The organism is Halobacillus sp. ABA4_118, assembly GCF_056160205.1.
Genome location: NZ_JBSWWS010000001.1, coordinates 1,804,873 through 1,825,288, shown reverse-complemented (window position 1 = coordinate 1,825,288; position 20,416 = coordinate 1,804,873). Strand labels below are relative to the sequence as shown.

The window sequence follows — 20,416 nt, the reverse complement described above, 5'->3', positions numbered from 1 at the left end:
GACGCATCGAAAAAGAATGCGTCTTTTAAAGCTCCAGCTTTTTCCGTAAATCCTTTACATAGTTCCTGCTCACCGAAAGCTTTTCTTCCGCTCCCCGGAGTTCGAGCTGCCAGGCTCCATTAAACCATGGAGTGAGCCGGTAGATATAATCAAGGTTGACGAGATAGCTCTTATGGATCCTGAAAAAGGAGAACGGCTGAAGCCGCTCCTCCACATCTTTCAATGCATCATTTGTCTCATAGACAGCTGTCCGGCCGACGATTTTCGTTGCCCTGTCCTCTCTGTACACGTACATAATATCTGAAGGGTTGAGGTATTCAATGGTGTCGTCCACCTCAACTGCAAACTTGGTTGGAACCGAACCCGGACTGTGATCTGTCTGAGGCTGCAGCTTCTTTTCAACCCGTCTGATCGTTTCAGCCAGCTGTTTCTCATCAAACGGCTTAAGCAGATAATCGAGCGCCTGATGGCGGAACGCTTCTACGGCAAAATCCGGATACGCTGTAGCGAACACGATTTCGGGCACCTTTTTCAAGTCCTTCACGGCAGAGGCTGCAGCCAGTCCATCCATTTTCGGCATCTCAACATCCAGAAACATAATGTCCGGCTGGTATTTTAAAGCTGCCACAATGGCTTCATCACCGGAAGCCGCTTCTCCAACAACCTTGATCTGTTCAAAATCTTGAAGCAGGAATTTCAATTCTTCACGGCTGAAGCGTTCATCATCGACAATCAGTACTTTCATGTCAGTCATGCCGTTTCCTCCTGTTCCACCAGAGGAAGAGTGAAGCTGATCCGCGTTCCCTTTCCGGGCCTGCTTTCGATGTGCAGTTTCGCTTCTTCCCCATGCATATATTCCAAGCGTTTATTGACATTATACAAACCAAATCCCGCCCCTTTATCTGAATCTACGACTCCGTCCCCAAGCTGTTCAAGACGGTCCGGGTCTATCCCTCTGCCGTTATCAGCAATCGATACATGCACACGGGCCCCCTCCTTCTGTATGGCCAGAGTAATCCGTGCTTCTTCATCCTGATCCTTAACCCCATGTTTCATACTGTTCTCCACGAGAGGCTGCAGCGTAAGCGGGGCTATTTCAGCGGATAAAGCGGACTCATCGATGTCATAATCAATCTTCAATCGGTCTACAAATCGTGTTTCTTCTATTAAGAGGTAGGCACGCACATGCTTCAACTCCTCCGCCAGGCTGACCCGGGTCTTCGTTGTCGCCCCCAGATTCTGACGGAAAAATTTAGAGAGTGCGATGAGCAGGGAACGGGCTTTATCCGGCTCTGTACGTGTCAAAGAAACGATAACGTTCAACGAATTGAACAAAAAGTGGGGATTCACCTGTGCCTGCAGCGCCTTCACTTCGGCTTTTCTTGCCATCTCTTCCGCCTGGTCGGCATCTGCCAGTTCAAGCTGCTGGCTGAGGAGGGCGCTCAGCCCCTGAATCAGTTCCAGAAGGACCGTTGATATTTCTTTCTCTGTTCTTACATAAAATTTCAATGTCCCCACCACTTCCTCCCGTTTTTTCAGAGGTACGATGACAGCCGCTCCCAGCGGGCAGTCTTTGTGCTGACACTGAATGTCCTCATGTCCGGCAATCACGCGGCGGCCGGAGCGGATAACCTCCCTTGTCGCATCGGTTTGAATCGCTTCCCCGTAATGATGATGATCATCAGCCAGGCCGACATGAGCCAGTATCGTCTGCTTATCCGTCATGGATATAGCGCTTACATCAACTTTATCATAAATGATCCGGCATGCTCTTGCTGCCGATTCCTTCGTCAAGCCTTTACGCAGGTGGGCAACCGTCAATTCAGCCAGTTTCAGGGCCTTTTGCGCCTGAACAGCACCAGCCTTCTCCTCCTCATTTAACACATTACGGATAATGAGCAGAAAAAGGGCAGACCCGACACCATTGGCAGCAATCATCGGAAGACCGATTTCCTGAACCAGCTCCCACGCTCTTGTAAACGGCTGTGCCATCAGGAGGATGATTCCCATTTGGATCGTCTCTGCCAGGGCACCGACGAACAACGCCGTTTTCAGTTTCAAAGGCTTCCCTTTTTTATGAAAAAATCCGGCAATCAAACCAGCAACGACAGCGGAAACACCACAGGCCAGACCTGTAAATCCTCCGAGGAAATACCGGTGAAACCCTGCAATCAATCCTGCCCCCAGGCCGATACGCCAACCACCGAACAGACCAGCGGCCACGATACCGATAACCCTGGAGTTCGCCAGTGCTTCTGTATCCACTAGTTGATACGCCCAACGACCGAATTCCAGGGAACTTGTATCATACGTAATACCTGTATATGTGCCGATCATTCCGAACAGGCCGAAAAATCCGATCGCAGTCATCTGCTGTTTCCCTGTTAATATCTTCTGGTCGGCCAGTTCACGGAAAAAGTGGAACCGGGTGAAGATAAAGGCAGCCGTGACGATGATTCCAAGCCGTTCCAGCATAGGAAGAAAAAGTTCAAACATCGCACATTCCTCTTTCTATCTTTTTTTCTATTGTAGCACGCTTCCTAAAAAGACACGGAATGCGGGAAAACGTCAGAATTATTTGATACACTAGGGAAAAATGAGGTGATGATAATGAAAACGAAGATCGCTATGATTCAAATGGATATCGCCTTCGGTGATCCGTCTGCCAACCGGAATACGGCGCAGGCCAAAATAAAAGAAGCGGCCGACCAGGGAAGTACTTTGATCCTGCTTCCAGAGCTTTGGACAACCGGGTATGACCTGACACGCCTTGAAGAAATCGCTGAAGACCTGGAAGGGCCGACCCACCAGCTGCTGAAGAAGCTTGCCCGCGACCACAGGGTAACCATTGCAGGTTCCATTGCTGAACGGGACAAGGAGGCCTTTTATAATACGATGGTCGCTTACAATGAAAACGGAGAACGTGTGCTGAACTATCGTAAAGTCCACTTATTCCGTCTGATGGACGAAGAAAAATATCTGGAGTCCGGAGACACGCAGGGAAACTTCCACTTACATAACATCCCGCTGGCAGGGGCCATCTGCTACGACATCCGCTTTCCTGAATGGATGCGTACGGAGATGCTCGGCGGAGCCCGCGGCCTGTTGGTTGTCGCAGAATGGCCAAAGCCCCGCGTCGATCACTGGCGCAGTTTGTTGATCAGCCGCGCAATTGAAAACCAATGCTTCGTCATGGCCTGTAACCGCTCCGGTTCCGACCCGAATAATACATTCGGCGGTCACTCGCTCATCATTGATCCATGGGGGACGATTGCAGCCGAAGGAGGGTTGGACGAAGAAATCGTATACGGAGAAGTCGATTTTTCCGAGGTGGAGGCGATCCGGAAGCAGATTCCGATTTTCCAGGACCGACGTCCTGACCTCTATCAATGATTTCGTTGATATCTACCGAAAAAAATGGTGACCGGCATGAAATTATGGATATACGGAAAATTAAATCGATATCCACCTGATCCATTAAAAAACCGCCGGGCCTTCATAGGTCCGACGGTTTTCTTATTCATAGGCTGGCGTTTGATAGAAATAATTCGGTGAATCCATCCGGTTTTCATAGGAAGAATGGAAAATGTGCGTCGCGGCGGGCGATACAGGCGGAATCAACCATGTCCAATCACCTGTCGCCTGACGTCCACATTTATTTTCTTTCTGTTCAAACCGTTGAAACTGCTTGGCAGCTGTATGATGATCGACGATATTCACACCATCCATCTGGTAGGAATGAAGAACGGCCTGATTCAATTCGATCAAGGCCCGGTCCTTCCATAACGATGTATTGCGGCGCGTATTCAGCCCCATCGCTTCAGCAACTGCCGGGAGCAGATTATAACGGAATTCATCAGCCAGGTTACGGGCTCCGATTTCCGTTTCCATATACCACCCGTTGAACGGGGCTGCAGTATAATTCAACCCGCCGATTTCAAGACGCATATCGGAAATAATGGGGACAGCATACCATTTCAACTCCAAATCCTTAAACCAGTCAAAATCCGGATGTCTCAGCGGGACTTCTAAAATTTTCTCCTTAGGGATTTCAAACCACTGCGGCTGCCCATGATCCGCTTCAATGACTAAAGGAAGAACATCATAAGCCGTTCCTTCCCCCTGCCATCCAAGTTCCTGACAGCGTTTAGTGAATTCCACGGAAGCTGGATCCCCGGTCACCTTCCCATTTTCTTCATAGCCGGCGTACCGGATCAGCTGGTGATTCCAAAGCCGGATCTGGTGCTCTTCCGTTTCCGGTTTGAAAATGGTGATTGTTGAACGGATGCGTCCTCCATTTGTAGCGTAATCGATATGGTCATACAAGGCATCCCGCATAGCTTCGGCTGTATCAAGATGGCGGGCATCAAAGACGCGCAGCGTATCCCAGAACAGGCGGCCGATACAACGGTTGCTGTTCCGCCATGCCACCTTGGCACCGAATTCCAATTCCGTAGAGGTATGGGTATAAGTACCTTCCTCGTCGATGGACTGCCGGACTTCATCCAGTCGGTCCTCCACTCCGGAAAGTTGTTGCTCATAGTAGAACAGGCGGATGAATTCCTCCGCCTTTGTATAGAGATCTGTATTCACAGCATGACATCCTCCTGTAGGTTGCTCATCCCCCATCCTACCATATTCCCATAGAATCCCCTATCAATCAGTCTGCTTTACGTGCCGCCTGTTGGATCGGATCCCATACGCTGTTATAAGGAGGCGCATAGCTGAGATCCAGATCCTGCAGATCATCCACCTTCATTTTGTGGAACAAGGCGGTGGCAAGGACGTCGATCCGTTTATCCACCCCGTCCTTTCCAATGATTTGACCACCCAGAAGCTGGCGGGTTTCCGCATCGTAAATCACTTTTACAGTCATCGGGTTATCCTTGGAGTAGTAACCCGCTTCATGTGTGGATTGGACAGTCATCGTCTTCACTGAAAATTGCTCCTGTTCGGCTTCCCTTACGGACAGGCCGGTGCGCCCGAGCGTCAAGTCGAAAAATTTCAAAATGGATGTGCCTGTAATTCCACGGAAAGGTGTACGGACGCCTGCCATATTCAATCCTGCGATCTGCCCCTGTTTGTTGGCATGGGTCCCCAGCGGGATGTAATCCATCTTTTCCTTGACCCGGTGATATTGAACGGCACAGTCACCCGCGGCATAAATGTCCAGAATGCTGGTTTCCATAAAAGCATTCACGGCTACAGCGTCTTTGATCCCTTTGTATATGCCTGTCCCTTCAAGAAATGATGTATTGGGTGTTACACCAGCAGCCACAAGAACGAGATCCGTTGCATACGTTCCTTTGTCCGTGACAACGGTTTCCACCTGTTCATCCCCCCTGAATCCTTCGACAGATTCATTGAGATGGAGTTCCAGACCATTTGTGCGGGCCTCCTCATGCACCAGTTCTCCCATGTCTTCATCAAAAATTTTCGCAAGCTGAGCACCACGGTCAATGATTCTCACCTGTTTTCCAAGGGCGCGGTAGCTTTCCGCCATTTCAAGACCGATATACCCTCCCCCGATAATCGTTACATGTTCTGTCTCTTCCGTCGTTCCTGCCATGATTTCCTCAATATCAGGAATGGTCTTCAACGTATAAATCCCGTCCAGATGCCGTCCATTCCACGGTGGGACGATGGGGGACGCACCGGAAGCAATCAAGAGCTTATCGTACGTGATTTCCACCTGCTCGTCACCGTCAAGGTTTCTGGCGTAGATTTTTTTCCGGTCACAATCCACCTGTTCCACTTCGTGACGGATGCGTACATCAATGCCGTATTTCTCACGGAAGGTTTCCGGTTTTCTTGCAATGAGATCTTCCGTTGAATCCACCACACCTTTGAGTACATAGGGCAGACCACACTGGCCGTATGAAGTAATCTCCCCTTTCTCCAGTACCGTAATGGTACTGCCTTCTGTGTTACGGACGATCTGCATCGCCGCACTCATTCCGGCCGCATCGCCGCCAATGATCACATAATCCATTCTTCCCACTCCTTTTCCTGTTTGCAGACGTTCCTTCTATCTTTACTTCTTTACCATTAATGTTCCCACTCAAACTTCCGTCATGTTACACTGTCTATATTATCTTTTTGTTCGACTTTTCCAAAAACATATGTCTGAGGTGACCATCCATGAAAGAATTCCAAACATCCAAAGCCATCCAGCGTCTGCCGGATCAATTTTTCGCAACGCTGATTGATAAATTAAATGCCTATGAAAATAAAGGCTGGGACACTATTAACCTCGGTCAGGGGAACCCGGATCAGCCGACTCCTGATCACATTGTTGAATCCTTGAAGGAAGCTGCCGACAACCCTGAATTTCATCAGTACCCTCCTTTCCACGGATATCCGTTCTTTAAGGAAGCGATCGCTGAGTTTTACAAGCGCGAGTATGATGTAGACCTGGACCCTGAAACAGAGATCGCCATCATGCCCGGCAGTAAAACCGGCCTGGTGGAGTTAAGCCAGTGCTTCCTTGATCCTGGAGATGTCGCACTCGTGCCTGATCCCGGGTACCCGGATTATTGGTCAGGAATCGAAATGGTCGGAGCGGAAATGAAGCCGATGCCGCTGCTGGCTGAAAACCACTTCCTCCCGGACTATGAAGCCATTGATGCCGAAAGCTGGGAAAAAGCCAGGCTTATGTTCCTCAATTATCCGAACAATCCGACCGGGGCAACAGCGGACAAGGCTTTTTACGAAGAAACGATCAAAGAAGCCGAAAAGCATGATGTCTGCGTGATTCATGATTTCGCCTATGGAGCCATCGGTTTTGACGGCGTCAAACCGCTCAGTTTCATGCAGGTGGAAGGTGCCAAAAATGTAGGTGTAGAAGTTTACACGATGTCCAAAACCTTTAACATGGCCGGTTGGCGCGTGGCCTTCGCCGTTGGGAACCCCAGCGTTATTAAAGCCATCGAAACTATCCAGGACCACTATTTCTGCAGTATTTTCGGCGGCCTCCAGAAAGCGTCTGCTACAGCCCTCCTAAGTTCCCAGACTGGTGTAGAGGAACTGGCAGCTACGTATGAGCAGCGCCGCGATCTCCTTTTATCCGGTCTGGAAGAGGCTGGATACCATGTAGAGCCGTGCAAAGGTTCATTTTTCGCCTGGCTGCGCGTGCCGGAAGACTATACCTCCCAGTCCTTTGCAGATGCCCTGCTTGAGGAAACCGGATTGTTTGTGGCCCCCGGCATCGGTTTTGGAGCGAGTGGAGAAGGATATGTGCGTATCGGCTTGAATAATTCAGAAGAAACACTGAAGGAAGCTGTTGTACGCTTCAAAAAATTCGCGGAAAAATAAACCTCAAAAACGCCTGTTCTACAAGGAACAGGCGTTTTTTGTTGAAATTCTTCTTAATCATTTCGATTTTATCGTAAAATAAAAGTTGCACTTTCACTGTAAATCGATTTAAATATATATTATACAAAGATTACACATATCTTATAGGAGGGGTTTGAATGTACGCGCTCATACGAAAAGACAGCAGTGTAATTGAAATCCTCAGGGATCCCATCGACCGGAGAGAGCGGATATTTACTCGCAAAGAAGATGCAAAAGAATATGCCGATAAACTCAACGTGTTAATTGCCCATGGCCCTAAATGGGAAATAGAGAAGTATTTGTAACATCACTCCTCCCTTTCCACTACTACTTATCCTTTTGCAGCCTTCCTGACGGCAGAAGAGTTCTGGAGAACCCACAACGATATCATCCAAAAAAAAGCCCGGACCTTGTTAACAAGGTCCGGGCTTTTCATTTGATTAAAATGGATATTCACGATAGCCATTCATGACTCCGATCCATTTTACGGTTGTAAATTTGTCGAGGGCCCACTCGCCACCGAAACGACCAAGGCCTGACTCTTTTTCTCCTCCGAAAGCGACATGCGCTTCATCGTTCACAGACTGGTCATTGATGTGAATCATACCCGTTTCCACACGCTTCGCTACTTCAACGCCGCGGTGGACGTCACGGGTGAAAACAGACCCACTTAAACCGTAAGGAGAACCATTCGCGACTGTAATCGCTTCTTCCTCCGAAGACACTTTGATGACAGAAGCTACAGGACCGAACACTTCATTATTGGCAATCGGCATATCGTTGGTGACACCGGTCAGCACCGTCGGCTGCAGAACATTTCCATCTGCTTCTCCACCTGTAAGAACTTCCGCCCCTTGATCAAGGGTCTTTTGCAGATCTTCCTGTATACGCTCGACAGCATCGCGGTTGATCAATGGTCCGACCGCCGTATCTTTTTCAGAAGGGTCACCGACTTTCAGGCTTTCCACTTTTTGTTTGAACTGCTCGACGAACGCATCATGAACACTTTCATGAACGATGATTCTGTTCAGAGACATGCAGATCTGGCCCTGGTGCAGGAATTTACCGAAAGCAGCGGCCTGCACGGCTTTCTCCACATCTGCATCATCAAGGACGATCATGGCGTTGTTCCCGCCAAGTTCAAGCGCTGTGTCTTTAATGTGTTTACCGGCCAGCTCTCCAATATGGCTGCCCACTTCTGTTGAACCGGTAAAGGAAATCAGCTTAGCGGCTGGGTGAGTAACAAAAGCGTCGCCGATTTCAGATCCACGGCCGACAACAACGTTAATCACACCTTCCGGAAAGCCGGCTTCTTCAAATAAATCAGCAATGAGCAGGCCGGACGTTACCGGTGCATCAGAAGCTGGTTTAACGACGACCGTATTTCCTGTCGCAACAGCCGGCGCAATGGATCTCAAAGCAAGGTGGAATGGGAAGTTCCATGGGCCGATAATGCCGATTACCCCTTTAGGAGAACGGTAGACCCGGTTTTCCTTACCCGGCGTGTTGGACGGAAGAATTGAGCCGGACATTCTCGTCGGGAAACTGGCGGATTCACGGATGATGGACACAGCCGCCTGATATTCTACTTCAGCTTTGACGATCGTACTTCCGGATTCCTTCACAAGCCAGTCGACGATTTCTTCTTTCCGCTCCTGCACGACGTGAAGCAGCCGATCAAAATACGTCTGCTTCTCGGCAGGCAGCGTTGTCATCCAGCCTTCCTGCGCCTGGACAGCCGCGTCATATGCCTCATTCAAATCGTCTTGGTTGGCGGACGGGATCGATGCGATGGACTGCTCTGTATATGGATTGACATTCTCTACAAATTTCTCACTGGAGCCATTTTTCCATTGGCCATTGATATATTGTTTCGTAAATGTTTGTGGACTCATTTCTCAATTACCTCCATTCAGGAACTATACAGGGCTATCATTCCCGCCTGGATGCCTTTCAAACATTTGGACACTTTACAAATTCTTCTTCATATCCACGTGGGGAATGCCGTCTTCAAGATAGACGCCGGTCATTTCCTCAAATCCGAAAGAAGCGTAAAACCCTCTTAAATGTTCCTGTCCTGAAAGCCAGATGTGATCGGTATGGTAATTCGTTTCGACAGCTTGAATGGCCTTATCCATCAACTTCCGTGCCGTTCCTTTTCCACGATAATCCTTATGTACAATGACACGGCCGATGCTGTAGGAGTTATTACCCTCAACCGGGGGGACGATCCGGCAGTAAGCAGCCACTCTTCCTTCATCCTCCATCCAGATGTGCAGGCATTCGGGGTCACGTCCGTCAATTTCCGGATACGGACATTCCTGCTCTACGACGAATACCTCGACGCGTAATTTCAAGATGCTGTACAGTTCCTCCTTTGTCAGCTGCTCATACGTTTTTTCCATCCAGTTCAAGTCCATTCCTGATCACTCTCCCTCTATTTTCCTACAATTATGACGGTTTTAACAAAAGAAGGAAAGGGAATTATAAAGTGGTCTCTTTCATAACGATTCCACCCAAAAAAAGGAGGGAACACCCATGCTTTTGAAGATACTCCCGATATCTTTACGTAAATATTTTGAGATGTCGAAGCGTCAGCGGAAACATGAAATCCAAATGACCATTTGGTATATGCCGCTCATTTATATTGCCGCTTCGATTCTTTTCGTCATAGCCACCCTGTATCTGGACTTGTCTTTTCAGCTGGAACAATATACACATGAGTTCTTCCGGATTAATGCCGATATCACACGAATGCTCGTCAGTACTCTGATTGGCGGAATTCTTACATTGAGTGCCTTTACATTGAACTCCCTGCTTGTTGTGCTTACAACTTTCAGCGGACAATTCTCTCCAAGGATGCTTATTAACTTTGTTTCTGATAAACGGACCCAGCATGCTCTGGGTATTTTTAATGGGAACTTTGTTTACGTGCTTCTTGTATTTCTTTTCATCGGGAATACCGAATATGAGTATTTTGTGGCCGTCCCGACCATTACGATTCTAATGGCCTTTACTTCATCTGTGACGTTTATTTACTTCATCAACCATGCGACAACATGGATGCAGGTACATAACATCACGGACTCCATGAAGCAGTCATCGGAGAAAATCATCAATCAGACACTCCGAAAAGACCTTGAAGCTCACCGCTGTGAAAACCCGGACAATCTGCTGGAGGATTATCAGGAAAAGACGTTCCCTATCAGTGCTGTTCAATCCGGATATGTCCAGCTTGTCGATTACCAGACGATGATCGAAGAAGCTCGGAAAGATAACATTATCGTTCAATTCAAAGCACAGGTCGGTGATTATATCCTGCGGGGAAATGAACTGATCAGCTACTGGGGGCCTGGAGCTGATCATATCGAAAAGGAGAAATACATCCGGATGATCAGCATCGGCTATAAGGAGACGGAGCTGCAGGACCTGCAGATGGGGATGCATAAGCTTGCCGAAATTGCGATCAAATCCATCAGCAATGATGATCCCAAAACGGCTTCCAATACCATTTACCGCATGTCAGAACTGATGCTCACCGTCGAAGATTATATTACCTTCACCCCTTACTTGATGGATAAGGACGGGCAGGTTCGTGTCATCCTGCTTTCCGAATCCTTTGAGTACTACATCTACCGGGGTTTCGGCTATATCCGGCATTATGCCCGGGACAACCATCTGATTATTACCGACCTTGTCGGTTCAATCGCATCTATTGCTGAATCCATTGATGAATCCAAACACGAAATGCTTTGGGAATTTGCCTGCAATACCATTGATCACATTGAAGAGAAAGTCATTTATGAACTCGACAAAACCTTCCTGCTTCAAGAGATGGAGAGGCTCGCCATGACGACAGGGCATAAGCTTGACTATTACCATATCTACCGACGTTTTTACCCAGTCGATGGCTGAAAGGCATGGCAGGAGAATAGGAGTCTCCCCCCTCAGGGGGAACGATGGAAAATCGTTTGACAACCTCTTCTTCTTTGCTTATTTTTAATATATGAACATATATTCATATAAAGGGAGGTTTAAGGATGGGTCATCACCATCATCATCACGCAGACTCGACAACCGGAAAAATCAAAACCGCTTTCTTTCTGAATTTCGCTTTTACCATAATTGAAATCATCGGCGGATTGTTAACGAATAGTATGGCGATATTATCCGATGCGCTGCATGACCTCGGAGACTCGCTCTCTCTAGGCCTTGCATGGTTTTTACAGAAGTTCTCCAAAAAAAGAACATCCGAAAGCTTTTCCTTCGGCTACCGGCGCTTCTCCCTTCTGGCCGCTCTTATCAATAGTATCGTCCTGATCGTAGGATCCATTTTCATATTCGTCGAAGCCGTTCCCCGGCTTTTCGATCCCCCTGAACCCCATGCCGGGGGGATGCTGGCCGTGGCCATTCTCGGCATCGTCATTAACGGATCTGCCGTTTTCCGTCTGCGCGGCGGGGATTCCATGAACCAGAAAGTTCTGACATGGCACCTTCTTGAGGATGTCCTCGGGTGGATCGCTGTTCTCATCGCCAGTGTTATCATGATGTTCTTTGACGTACCGATCCTGGACCCTGTGGCTTCCATTGGAATCACTCTGTTTATTTTGTATAATGTCGTCAAAAATCTTGTCCAAACGATGAAGCTGTTCCTGGAAGCTGTTCCATCTGATGTGGACCTTAAACGAATCATCAAAAAAATCGATGACCTTCCAGGGGTGTTATCCAGCCATCATACCCACCTGTGGTCTCTTGATGGGGAAAACCATGCTTTTTCCACCCACGTAGTCGTAGCAGGAAATGCGGGGAAACAGGAGATCTGTTCCATTAAGGAAGGGGTAAAAAACACACTGACATCCATCCAGCTGGAGCACATAACAATTGAAGTTGAATACGAAGACGATCCATGTGGGCTGGAAACCTAAAAACAGCAGGCTCGACAGCCTGCTGTTTGTTGTTCTTATAATTCCAGGGTTTCCGGTGTATGGGAACCTTTGTTCATGTAACGGATCGTTTCCGGGAGGATTTCAAGAACGACAAATTCAGGATCATCCTTGCCATCGAACCATCGTGTCATCTCATCATTCCAAATCCACTCTTTAATCTCCTGATCACTGCGGATTTTCGCCTGCCCTTGTACTTCCAGGTAGGTATCGCCGTAGCCTTCTCCTTCATATCCCAGAAGGATATGAACGTGTGGATTTCCCTCGATCTCCTCCGCTTTATGTGTTTCCTTGCTCGTCGGGGTGAAAAACGTGAAATTCTCGTCGTTGAAAAAAGTCATGTAACGGGTGTGCGGTTTGCTGTCCTTTACCGTAGCCAGTGTTCCAACTTTATGATTATCCATCAGTTGATGGATCTGCTGCTTCAATTCTTCCTGATTCAATGTCATGCTCCTTTCCACTTTTCATTTCTTTGATTTCACAGTCAGTTTTCCCCGAAATAATGGAAGTAAACCAAAAAGTGTGCCGGGATAAATCATTGACATGAAGTTCACACCACCGGGGTATAGTACATCTATGCGCAGCGCCCACCCGGGTCTGTGCTAAAATAAAAAGAAACGATCATCTAACAGAAGGAACAGGAGGAAGTGTGTTGAATCGGCAGCTGTTTACAAAAAAATGGAGCCTCATTTTCATAGGCTCGGTTTTTATCGGTCTTCTCATATTTTTTATAAGCGCAAAATCAAGCAGCTCTGAACCGGTGGAACGTTCTGAGCTGACACCGACATTGTTTGTACATGGATATAAAGGCGGCCCGCGCAGCTTTCAGTCGATGATAGACCGGATGGAAAACCTTCAATGGGGGAAAAAACATATGACCATTTATGTTTCTGCATCCGGTATGGTATCGATTCAAGGAAACTTCTCCAGTACACCCCGCCCATTTGTCCAGGTACTTTTCGAAAACAACCGGGCAAGCATCCAGGACCAGACGTACTGGCTTCAGCAGGTGATGAAGAAGCTGCGGACGGAACATAAGATCCAGCAGGTGAATCTAGTCGGTCATTCGATGGGCGGCCTGGCTTCTGCCGGGTACCTCATGTCAGAGTCCGACCTGCCGGCGCCCAAGGTCGAAAAACTGGCCGTCATTGCAAGTCCGTTCAATGGCATTAAAAAGGAAGGCTACTTTGCGTCCAACTATGGGGAGGCGACCACAGATCTCCAGCCCGGGTCAGAAGCTCTCCGACAGATGGAAGAAAACAAGGAAAACTTCCCGCCCGAAATTGAAGTGCTTGCCATTGCGGGCGTCATCAACGGAACGGAACCGGAAGAAGACCATTGGGATGGACTCGTCCACTCTTCCAGTGTCAGCAGACTGGAGAAGATTGTTCCCTTCGGTCAGTACAAAGAGGAGCTGATTTTCAACAATCTGGCCACACATTCCGGTCTGCATGAGCTTGCAGAAGTGGACCGGATGCTTGCCGTTTTCCTTTGGGATGAAACGGACGAAGATAACCTTAACTCTTTTGACGAGCATTTATAGTCCACACTCCCGGCACCTGTTCATAGGTGCCGGTTTATTTTTTCTCCAAAATGAACAGCCACATAAATGTCAGCGCCTGCTTCAAATCCTCATCAAGATCGGCAAGCAGGTGAGGTTCCACCCCTCTTTTATAAACGCCTTCTCCATCGATCACTTCCCAGCCATTTTCAACAGCCAGCTGCTGTAATTCCCATGGCATCATCGTATTGCAGATCACTTTTTCCCCATACAGCCTCCGGTAGCTGTTCACTCTCGGCATTGCTGTCGGGCCAAGAAGCCCTATACAGAGGCGTCCACCCGGCTTCAGCACCCGCTTCATTTCCTCCAGCCCCGCTGCAGGTACTTCTGTCCATTCCAGTGAATTAACAGCCATTCCGCCATCGAACTGTTCATCTTCAAAAGGCAGATCCGCCAAATCGCCCTGCACAAACCTCAGCTGCGCATGATCGTCCACCCGTTGATTGGCCTTGTTCACCATATCTTTGGAAAGGTCCACGCCTGTCACGTCATACCCTTCCTTGGATAACATATAGGAACCGTATCCATCTCCACAGCCAAGGTCCGCAATTGTGCCGGCCGGCAGATATTTTTTCACAAAAGGGACAATGCTCTTCCTGCTTCCCTCTTCCCACATGGTGCAGCTCTTTTCTCCCCACATATCTGAACGGCTGTCCCATTGGCGTTCTGCTTCCTTATGCCAGTTAAATGTTTCACTCATTCTGAACCCTCCTGAAAAATTTTTCTCCCACTTTCATTATAGTATATAAAACCGCGCCACTCACTGGTTTCCCTTATCGAAAAAAGGGGAATCCTACCAACCATCCAAAAGAAAAGAGTTGCATGATTCATCCACCCACGTTATGATAAAAACACTAGATAAGCTATTAAATAACAACAAAAACACTATATATAGTATGAACGAATCGAAGATGCCACAAGGCTTAATAGGGAATCCGGTGAAAAACCGGAGCTGCCCCCGCAACTGTCAGCACTCGCGAAACGGTAAAACCACTGTGCCACGCACGGGAAGGACCGGAGTAAGAACGAGTGTCAGCCAGGAGACCTGTCTTCATTCGTCGCAGTTTCAACTTCTTCGGGGATTGAGAAGATGAAGCGATGAAATGAAAGAGCCTTGTCTCTTCCTTTTTTTCGTTTCATGGTTTCATCCGCTCACCCCCAAAGAGCGGTTTTTTTTATGAAAAAAAAGGAGTGACACTATGGCTGCCACATTAACGACGACAAGCTGGACGGACAAGATTCAACAATGGAAGGACGACTTTCCTCAGCTTCCCCTGGACGATTTTTTAGAAAAGCAGTCTTCACAGATCGCAGACAAACCCTATGATGAACAGGCAGATGCCCTTATCCTCGAGTGCCTCGCCGAAATAGATGAAGCGGCACCGGACTGGACTTATGCGGCCAGCCGGATCCTGCTCACCCGTATGTACGAAGCCTCTGCAGGGAACCGCAGCACAACGAAGGCCTATCAAAATTTTCATGGCTTGATTGAGACGTTGATCGAGAAACAGATTTACACACACAAGCTGCTCACTTATTACAAAAAAGAAGAACTGGATGAACTGGAACAGGTTATCACGCCGGAACGGGATCACTTATTTACGTATATCGGTCTGAAAACGCTGTCGGACCGTTATTTGGCAAAAAGTAAGTCCGGGGAGATTTTCGAGCTCCCTCAAGAGCGTTTTATGATTATTGCCATGGTTTTAATGGCTCAGGAAGATGAAAACAAGCGCCTCTCTCTTGTGAAGGAAGCGTACTGGGCTCTCAGTCACCTGTACATGACCGTTGCTACCCCGACCCTTTCCAACGCCGGAAAGAGATATGGACAGTTAAGCTCCTGTTTCATTGATACCATCGATGATTCTCTCCAGTCCATCTATGACAGCAACACAGACATTGCCAATTTGAGCAAGCATGGCGGGGGCATCGGTGTGTACTTAGGTAAAATCCGCAGCCGCGGCAGCGATATCCGTGGATTCAAAGGCGTTTCCTCAGGGGTCCTTCCATGGATGAAACAGTTGAACAACACCGCGGTCAGCGTGGATCAGCTCGGCCAGCGTCAGGGAGCGGTCGCCGTGTATCTGGACGTATGGCATAAGGATATCTTCCCGTTTCTGGACAGCCGGCTGAACAACGGAGATGAACGTCAGCGCACCCACGATTTGTTTACAGGGGTATCCATCCCTGACTTATTTATGGAAGCGGTGGAAAACCGGGAGGACTGGTATTTATTCGATCCTCACGAAGTTCGTACGGTTATGGGCTTTTCTCTGGAAGACCACTTTGATGAACATAAAGGAGCCGGTTCTTTCCGGGAAAAATACCAGGCCTGTATCGAAAACCCTGATTTGTCCAGGGAAAAAGTACCCGCCATTGAAATTATGAAGCGGATCATGATCGGTCAGCTGGAAACCGGGACCCCTTACATGTTCTATCGGGATGAAGTGAACCGTATGAACCCCAACAGCCATCAGGGCATGGTTTACTGCAGTAACCTCTGTACAGAAATTGCCCAGAATCAAAAAGCGACTGTGCAGGAGGAACAGTATGTCGAAGACGGAAAAATCATTTCGGTAAAAACCCCGGGGGATTTTGTCGTCTGTAACCTGTCCAGTGTCAACTTAGGCCGTGCCGTTCCTGCGGGCGTTATGAAGCGCCTCGTAAGCATCCAGGTTCGTATGCTGGATAATGTCATTGAACAAAATACGATTCCTGTCCTTCAAGCGCAGTTAACAAACCATTCCTACCGCGGCGTCGGTCTCGGTACCTTCGGCTGGGCACACCTTCTCGCCAAGAAGCAGCTGGACTGGGAATCAGATGAGGCTCTCGAATATACATCGGAGGTATATGAAGCGCTTGCCTACCACGCCATTGAAGCAAGCAGTCAGCTGGCCGCTGAAAAAGGAAGCTATCCATATTTCGAGGGATCCGACTGGGAAACCGGAGAATTTTTTGTTAAACGGTCGTTTGACCAGGAAGGCACGTGGAACTGGAAAGCCCTGCAGAAGAAAGTCTCCCAGCAAGGCATGAGAAACGGTTATTTGATGGCTGTGGCGCCAAACTCCAGTACCTCCTTAATTGCCGGCAGTACAGCAAGTATTGATCCGGTATTCAAGAAATTCTACTCCGAAGAAAAGAAAAATTATAAAATCCCGGTGACAGCTCCCGAACTGAACCATGAAACCTACGGGTACTATCCATCCGCTTATGATGTGGATCAGCACGCAAGCATCCGCCAGAACGGCATCCGCCAGAAATATATCGATCAGTCCATTTCCTTCAACCTGTATGTCAGAAATACCATTCAGGCCAAGGAACTGCTTGCGCTGCATATGGATGCATGGAAAAACGGTCTGAAAACCACTTACTATACCCGCTCCACTTCAAGTTCCGGAGACTTTGATGCTTGTGAAAGCTGCTCATCGTAAAAAGGAGACCAAGACTTATGGAAACATTAAACAAACGAAAGTTAGTCGACCACGAAGCACCTAATGCGTCCACCGGAATCGTCAACGGACGCAGCTCCAATATATTGAACTGGGATGACACCCGCTATCCGTGGGCCTACCCGATGTATAAAACGATGCTCGCCAACTTCTGGATTCCGAGTGAAATCAACATGAGCAACGACCTGAAGCAGTGGCCGGAGCTGAGCGCCCAGGAACAGGAATCGTTCAAGAAGATTATCGGCCTGCTCGCTTTTCTGGATTCGGTCCAGACTGATTACTCAGGAAAAATCTCGGATTATCTAACCGATTCCAGTTTGTCCGCTCTCATGCAGGTGCTGGCGTTCCAGGAAGTTGTCCATAACCAGTCCTACTCTTATGTCCTGTCCTCCCTCGTAGACCAGCAGGAACAGGAAAAGATTTTTGAATACTGGAAGCACGATGACGTCCTGAAGGAGCGCAATCAGTTCATTACCGACGGCTATCAGGATTTCATTGATGACCCCTCCCTGGATTCCTTTTTGAAATCCATCGTCTATGACGTCGTCCTGGAAGGACTCTTTTTCTATGCCGGGTTCGCCTTTTTCTATAACCTTGCCCGTAATCAGAAAATGGTCTCCACCAGTACGATGATCAACTACATTAATCGCGATGAACAGATTCACGTGAGCTTGTTCACGCGGATATTCAATGAGACGTTGAATGAAAACCCTCAGCTTGATGCCGATGCTTACCGTGAATTCGCGAAAGAAACGTTTAAAACAGCGACAGAGCTTGAGATCAAATGGGGACGCCACCTTATCGGAGATCAGTTTCCGGGCATACCGATGGATGATCTTGAAGATTATATCCGCTATATCGCAAACAAACGGTGCCGGATGCTTGGCACGGATAAGCCTTACCCTGAACAGGATACAAATCCATTCAAGTGGATCCGTGCCTATCAGGACGTGGATGAAGGAAAATCGGATTTCTTCGAACAGAAATCCAGGCAATATACAAAAGTATCCGATACGAACGGATTTGATGACTTATAAGCCTGCCGAAAAGCCTGCCGGGGACCCTTGCGTTCCGGCAGGCTTTTTTCTCCCCTCACGAACATGTCAACTTTCCTCACATATTTACAATAAAGGTATTGATTTTTCAGAATATTTCTTATATAGTAAATAACAACTACTACTCATGTCATATTTCCTGACATGAATAAGAGGAGGAAATGAGCTTATGAAAAAGGTCGAAGCCATCATCCGTCCCGAAGCTTTCCAAGAGCTCCGGCAGCAGCTGGACGCCCTCGGAGTCAAGGGGCTTACCGTTTCAGAAGTAGCTGGATGCGGTCAACAGAAAGGTCAGGAAGGAATCTTCCGAGGGAACCGTTTTGAAATCAAATTGTACCCGAAGGTCAAGGTTGAAATGGTCATTGAGAACCACGAGCTCGGCTCTGTCGTTGATGTCATCCTGGAAGCCTGCGCTACTGATGAAGTCGGGGATGGGAAAATATTCGTATCCACCATCGATGAGGTCTTCCGGATCCGGACAGGGGAAACTGGCAAACAGGCACTTATTTAATTTATAGGAGAGGACGATCCATTTATGAAGAAAGTTATTCCTTTATCACTGCTGGCTCTTTTCAGCTTTCCTGTCGCCGCCAGCGCTCAGACGACCGTAACCGCTGAATCTGTACTTCAATCCGTTGATATGGCCTGGGTAATGATTGCCGCCTTTTTAGTATTCTTTATGCACGCAGGCTTTGCGATGGTCGAATCCGGATTCACCCGCTCGAAGAACGCCTTGAATATCCTCATGAAAAATTTCATGACGATGTCGATCGCCGCTGTTCTCTATTTCATTGTTGGTTACGGCATCATGTTCGGATCATCCGGAGGCGGCCTCATCGGTCTAGACGGCTTCCTATTATCCGGACAGGAAGATCAAATCGGATTCTTCGTCTTCCAGGCTGTCTTTGCCGCTACCTGTGCAACCATCATTTCAGGTGCTGTAGCGGAACGTATTAAACTGGGATCCTACCTTTTACTTACGATTGTCATGACTGGTTTCATATATCCTGTTGTCGGCCACTGGGTATGGGGTGGAGGCTGGCTCGCTGAACTTGGGTTCGTAGACTTTGCCGGGTCCACCGTCGTCCACCTCACGGGCGCCCTGGGTGCGGTCACGGCCGTTCTATTCCTCGGACCTCGTATCGGAAAGTACAGTGGAAAAACCGTGAATGTCATTCCTGGACATAACATTCCTCTCGGCGCTCTCGGTGTTTTCATTCTATGGTTCGGCTGGTTCGGGTTCAACGGCGGAAGCACACTGGCTGCCGACCCTTCCCTCGTCCCTTCTGTCATTGCAACTACTCTGCTGTCCGCTTCTGCCGGTGTACTCGGGTCAGGTTTCTACTCGTATGCGAAGTTCAAACGTATCGACGCCTCCCTGACATTAAACGGCGCCCTTGCCGGCCTTGTCGGGATCACAGCCGGCACAGCAAACGTTTCACTGGCCGGCGCCATTGTGATCGGATTGATTGCCGGTGTCATTCTCGTGGAGGCCGTACAGTTCCTGGACCGCGTCGTACGTATCGATGACCCTGTAGGCGCCATCGCAGTGCACGGCATCTGTGGAATCTGGGGGACATTGGCCGTCGGATTGTTCGCTGTCGAAGGCGGTTTACTATACGGAGGCGGAGCATCCCTTCTTGGCATCCAGGCCGTCGGCATACTTGCTGTCATTGCCTGGACAATGGTAACAACTGCTGCTACGGTGGCTGTCATTAAAGCAGCTGTGGGTATCCGCGTTTCCCGTCAGGAAGAAATTGCCGGACTGGACTTCGCCGAACATGGTTCTCAGGCGTATGAAAGCTCCAGAGGAATCTTCAACGAAAACCTTGATTACGGTTCTAAAGATTTCGGAGTCGGATTGCTGCACCGTTTAAATGACCTGCAGTCTGAACAGGCCCCGGAAAAACCGAAGGAAAAAACCGCACAATAAGAGAAAAAGCAATACCCCGCCCCTGCTATAAGGGATAGATTCACTTCACCGTGAATCTATCCCTTTTTAGTTCCTTTCGTCTATTTTACGAACACACGTTCTTATTTTTCGAAAATTATGGTATCCTTGTAGATAGATAC

18 protein-coding genes and 1 riboswitch are annotated in these 20,416 nt (G+C 48.4%); of the genes, 10 read left to right on the top strand and 8 right to left on the bottom strand.

The annotated features are described in order from the left end of the window. Nucleotides 1-25 precede the first annotated feature (25 nt). Nucleotides 26-754, bottom strand: coding sequence for a LytR/AlgR family response regulator transcription factor (locus ACXAGL_RS09060; protein WP_474967149.1), 729 nt, complete (start codon nt 752-754; stop codon nt 26-28). Continuing rightward, a complete protein-coding gene (locus ACXAGL_RS09055) occupies nt 751-2,496 on the bottom strand; it encodes a LytS/YhcK type 5TM receptor domain-containing protein (protein ID WP_474990866.1) in 1,746 nt (581 codons plus the stop codon). Before ACXAGL_RS09055 ends, ACXAGL_RS09060 begins: the two co-directional genes overlap by 4 nt. A gap of 114 nt (nt 2,497-2,610) precedes the next feature. On the opposite strand from ACXAGL_RS09055, the gene ACXAGL_RS09050 reads away from it, so the two are divergent. After that, on the top strand, nt 2,611-3,393 hold the full coding sequence (locus ACXAGL_RS09050) for a carbon-nitrogen family hydrolase (RefSeq protein WP_474990865.1): 783 nt from the start codon (nt 2,611-2,613) through the stop codon (nt 3,391-3,393). Nucleotides 3,394-3,516: 123 nt separating this feature from the next. Here the strand turns inward: ACXAGL_RS09050 and ACXAGL_RS09045 are convergent, their stop codons facing one another. Beyond that, nucleotides 3,517-4,593, bottom strand: a complete 1,077-nt coding sequence (locus tag ACXAGL_RS09045) for a nitric oxide synthase oxygenase (protein WP_474967146.1) — start codon at nt 4,591-4,593, stop codon at nt 3,517-3,519. Nucleotides 4,594-4,660: 67 nt separating this feature from the next. Beyond that, nucleotides 4,661-5,992 (bottom strand): FAD-dependent oxidoreductase, encoded by a 1,332-nt coding sequence (locus ACXAGL_RS09040; protein ID WP_474990864.1) that lies wholly within the window; start codon nt 5,990-5,992, stop codon nt 4,661-4,663. Nucleotides 5,993-6,141: 149 nt separating this feature from the next. On the opposite strand from ACXAGL_RS09040, the gene ACXAGL_RS09035 reads away from it, so the two are divergent. Together ACXAGL_RS09035 and ACXAGL_RS09030 are read left to right on the top strand one after the other, a co-directional pair. Further along, nucleotides 6,142-7,314, top strand: a complete 1,173-nt coding sequence (locus ACXAGL_RS09035; RefSeq protein ID WP_474967144.1) for an aminotransferase class I/II-fold pyridoxal phosphate-dependent enzyme — start codon at nt 6,142-6,144, stop codon at nt 7,312-7,314. Between the two features lie 158 nt (nt 7,315-7,472). Beyond that, entirely contained in the window at nt 7,473-7,640 is a 168-nt protein-coding gene (locus ACXAGL_RS09030) for a hypothetical protein (RefSeq protein ID WP_474967143.1), read from the top strand. A gap of 135 nt (nt 7,641-7,775) precedes the next feature. Here ACXAGL_RS09030 and ACXAGL_RS09025 read toward each other — a convergent pair whose 3' ends face one another. Together ACXAGL_RS09025 and ACXAGL_RS09020 are read right to left on the bottom strand one after the other, a co-directional pair. Continuing rightward, complete coding sequence (locus ACXAGL_RS09025) at nt 7,776-9,230, bottom strand: aldehyde dehydrogenase family protein (protein ID WP_474990863.1); 1,455 nt, start codon at nt 9,228-9,230, stop codon at nt 7,776-7,778. 75 nt (nt 9,231-9,305) lie between these two features. Continuing rightward, entirely contained in the window at nt 9,306-9,755 is a 450-nt protein-coding gene (locus ACXAGL_RS09020) for a GNAT family N-acetyltransferase (RefSeq protein ID WP_474990862.1), read from the bottom strand. 118 nt (nt 9,756-9,873) lie between these two features. Here ACXAGL_RS09020 and ACXAGL_RS09015 point away from each other — a divergent pair, with 118 nt between their 5' ends. Both ACXAGL_RS09015 and ACXAGL_RS09010 read left to right on the top strand, forming a co-directional pair. Then, complete coding sequence (locus ACXAGL_RS09015; protein ID WP_474972251.1) at nt 9,874-11,250, top strand: DUF2254 domain-containing protein; 1,377 nt, start codon at nt 9,874-9,876, stop codon at nt 11,248-11,250. Between the two features lie 125 nt (nt 11,251-11,375). After that, nucleotides 11,376-12,260, top strand: coding sequence for a cation diffusion facilitator family transporter (locus ACXAGL_RS09010; protein WP_474967139.1), 885 nt, complete (start codon nt 11,376-11,378; stop codon nt 12,258-12,260). 35 nt (nt 12,261-12,295) lie between these two features. On the opposite strand, the gene ACXAGL_RS09005 is transcribed toward ACXAGL_RS09010, so the two are convergent. After that, nucleotides 12,296-12,721: a pyridoxamine 5'-phosphate oxidase family protein gene (locus ACXAGL_RS09005; protein ID WP_474970328.1), complete on the bottom strand. Its 426-nt coding sequence runs from the start codon at nt 12,719-12,721 to the stop codon at nt 12,296-12,298. Nucleotides 12,722-12,930: 209 nt separating this feature from the next. Here ACXAGL_RS09005 and ACXAGL_RS09000 point away from each other — a divergent pair, with 209 nt between their 5' ends. After that, nucleotides 12,931-13,821: an alpha/beta hydrolase gene (locus tag ACXAGL_RS09000; protein ID WP_474967138.1), complete on the top strand. Its 891-nt coding sequence runs from the start codon at nt 12,931-12,933 to the stop codon at nt 13,819-13,821. Nucleotides 13,822-13,855: 34 nt separating this feature from the next. Here the strand turns inward: ACXAGL_RS09000 and ACXAGL_RS08995 are convergent, their stop codons facing one another. Beyond that, the gene (locus tag ACXAGL_RS08995; RefSeq protein ID WP_474990861.1) at nt 13,856-14,539 is read right to left on the bottom strand and encodes a class I SAM-dependent methyltransferase; all 684 of its coding nucleotides are present in this window, start codon (nt 14,537-14,539) and stop codon (nt 13,856-13,858) included. A 192-nt stretch (nt 14,540-14,731) separates the two neighbouring features. Next, nucleotides 14,732-14,905: riboswitch (cobalamin riboswitch) on the top strand. Nucleotides 14,906-15,038: 133 nt separating this feature from the next. Between ACXAGL_RS08995 and ACXAGL_RS08990 the strand changes: the two genes are divergently transcribed. The 4 genes from ACXAGL_RS08990 to ACXAGL_RS08975 all read left to right on the top strand — a co-directional run bounded on the left by ACXAGL_RS08990 (nt 15,039) and on the right by ACXAGL_RS08975 (nt 20,276). Beyond that, nucleotides 15,039-17,270, top strand: coding sequence for a ribonucleoside-diphosphate reductase subunit alpha (locus ACXAGL_RS08990; protein WP_474990860.1), 2,232 nt, complete (start codon nt 15,039-15,041; stop codon nt 17,268-17,270). Between the two features lie 17 nt (nt 17,271-17,287). After that, nucleotides 17,288-18,325, top strand: coding sequence for a ribonucleotide-diphosphate reductase subunit beta (locus tag ACXAGL_RS08985; RefSeq protein WP_474990859.1), 1,038 nt, complete (start codon nt 17,288-17,290; stop codon nt 18,323-18,325). A 187-nt stretch (nt 18,326-18,512) separates the two neighbouring features. Further along, nucleotides 18,513-18,854 (top strand): P-II family nitrogen regulator, encoded by a 342-nt coding sequence (locus ACXAGL_RS08980; protein WP_474967134.1) that lies wholly within the window; start codon nt 18,513-18,515, stop codon nt 18,852-18,854. A gap of 24 nt (nt 18,855-18,878) precedes the next feature. After that, the gene (locus ACXAGL_RS08975; RefSeq protein ID WP_474990857.1) at nt 18,879-20,276 is read left to right on the top strand and encodes an ammonium transporter; all 1,398 of its coding nucleotides are present in this window, start codon (nt 18,879-18,881) and stop codon (nt 20,274-20,276) included. Nucleotides 20,277-20,416 lie beyond the last annotated feature (140 nt).

Excerpts from the sequence above, each read along its gene's own strand:
- ACXAGL_RS09030 (WP_474967143.1), top strand. The coding sequence starts at position 7,473 with ATGTACGCGCTCATACGAAAAGACAGCAGTGTAATTGAAATCCTCAGG.
- ACXAGL_RS08985 (WP_474990859.1), top strand. The coding sequence starts at position 17,288 with ATGGAAACATTAAACAAACGAAAGTTAGTCGACCACGAAGCACCTAAT.
- ACXAGL_RS08990 (WP_474990860.1), top strand. The coding sequence starts at position 15,039 with ATGGCTGCCACATTAACGACGACAAGCTGGACGGACAAGATTCAACAA.
- ACXAGL_RS08980 (WP_474967134.1), top strand. The coding sequence starts at position 18,513 with ATGAAAAAGGTCGAAGCCATCATCCGTCCCGAAGCTTTCCAAGAGCTC.
- ACXAGL_RS09035 (WP_474967144.1), top strand. The coding sequence starts at position 6,142 with ATGAAAGAATTCCAAACATCCAAAGCCATCCAGCGTCTGCCGGATCAA.
- ACXAGL_RS09015 (WP_474972251.1), top strand. The coding sequence starts at position 9,874 with ATGCTTTTGAAGATACTCCCGATATCTTTACGTAAATATTTTGAGATG.
- ACXAGL_RS08995 (WP_474990861.1), bottom strand. The coding sequence starts at position 14,539 with ATGAGTGAAACATTTAACTGGCATAAGGAAGCAGAACGCCAATGGGAC.
- ACXAGL_RS08975 (WP_474990857.1), top strand. The coding sequence starts at position 18,879 with ATGAAGAAAGTTATTCCTTTATCACTGCTGGCTCTTTTCAGCTTTCCT.
- ACXAGL_RS09040 (WP_474990864.1), bottom strand. The coding sequence starts at position 5,992 with ATGGATTATGTGATCATTGGCGGCGATGCGGCCGGAATGAGTGCGGCG.
- ACXAGL_RS09020 (WP_474990862.1), bottom strand. The coding sequence starts at position 9,755 with ATGGACTTGAACTGGATGGAAAAAACGTATGAGCAGCTGACAAAGGAG.
- ACXAGL_RS09060 (WP_474967149.1), bottom strand. The coding sequence starts at position 754 with ATGACTGACATGAAAGTACTGATTGTCGATGATGAACGCTTCAGCCGT.
- ACXAGL_RS09055 (WP_474990866.1), bottom strand. The coding sequence starts at position 2,496 with ATGTTTGAACTTTTTCTTCCTATGCTGGAACGGCTTGGAATCATCGTC.
- ACXAGL_RS09025 (WP_474990863.1), bottom strand. The coding sequence starts at position 9,230 with ATGAGTCCACAAACATTTACGAAACAATATATCAATGGCCAATGGAAA.
- ACXAGL_RS09010 (WP_474967139.1), top strand. The coding sequence starts at position 11,376 with ATGGGTCATCACCATCATCATCACGCAGACTCGACAACCGGAAAAATC.
- ACXAGL_RS09050 (WP_474990865.1), top strand. The coding sequence starts at position 2,611 with ATGAAAACGAAGATCGCTATGATTCAAATGGATATCGCCTTCGGTGAT.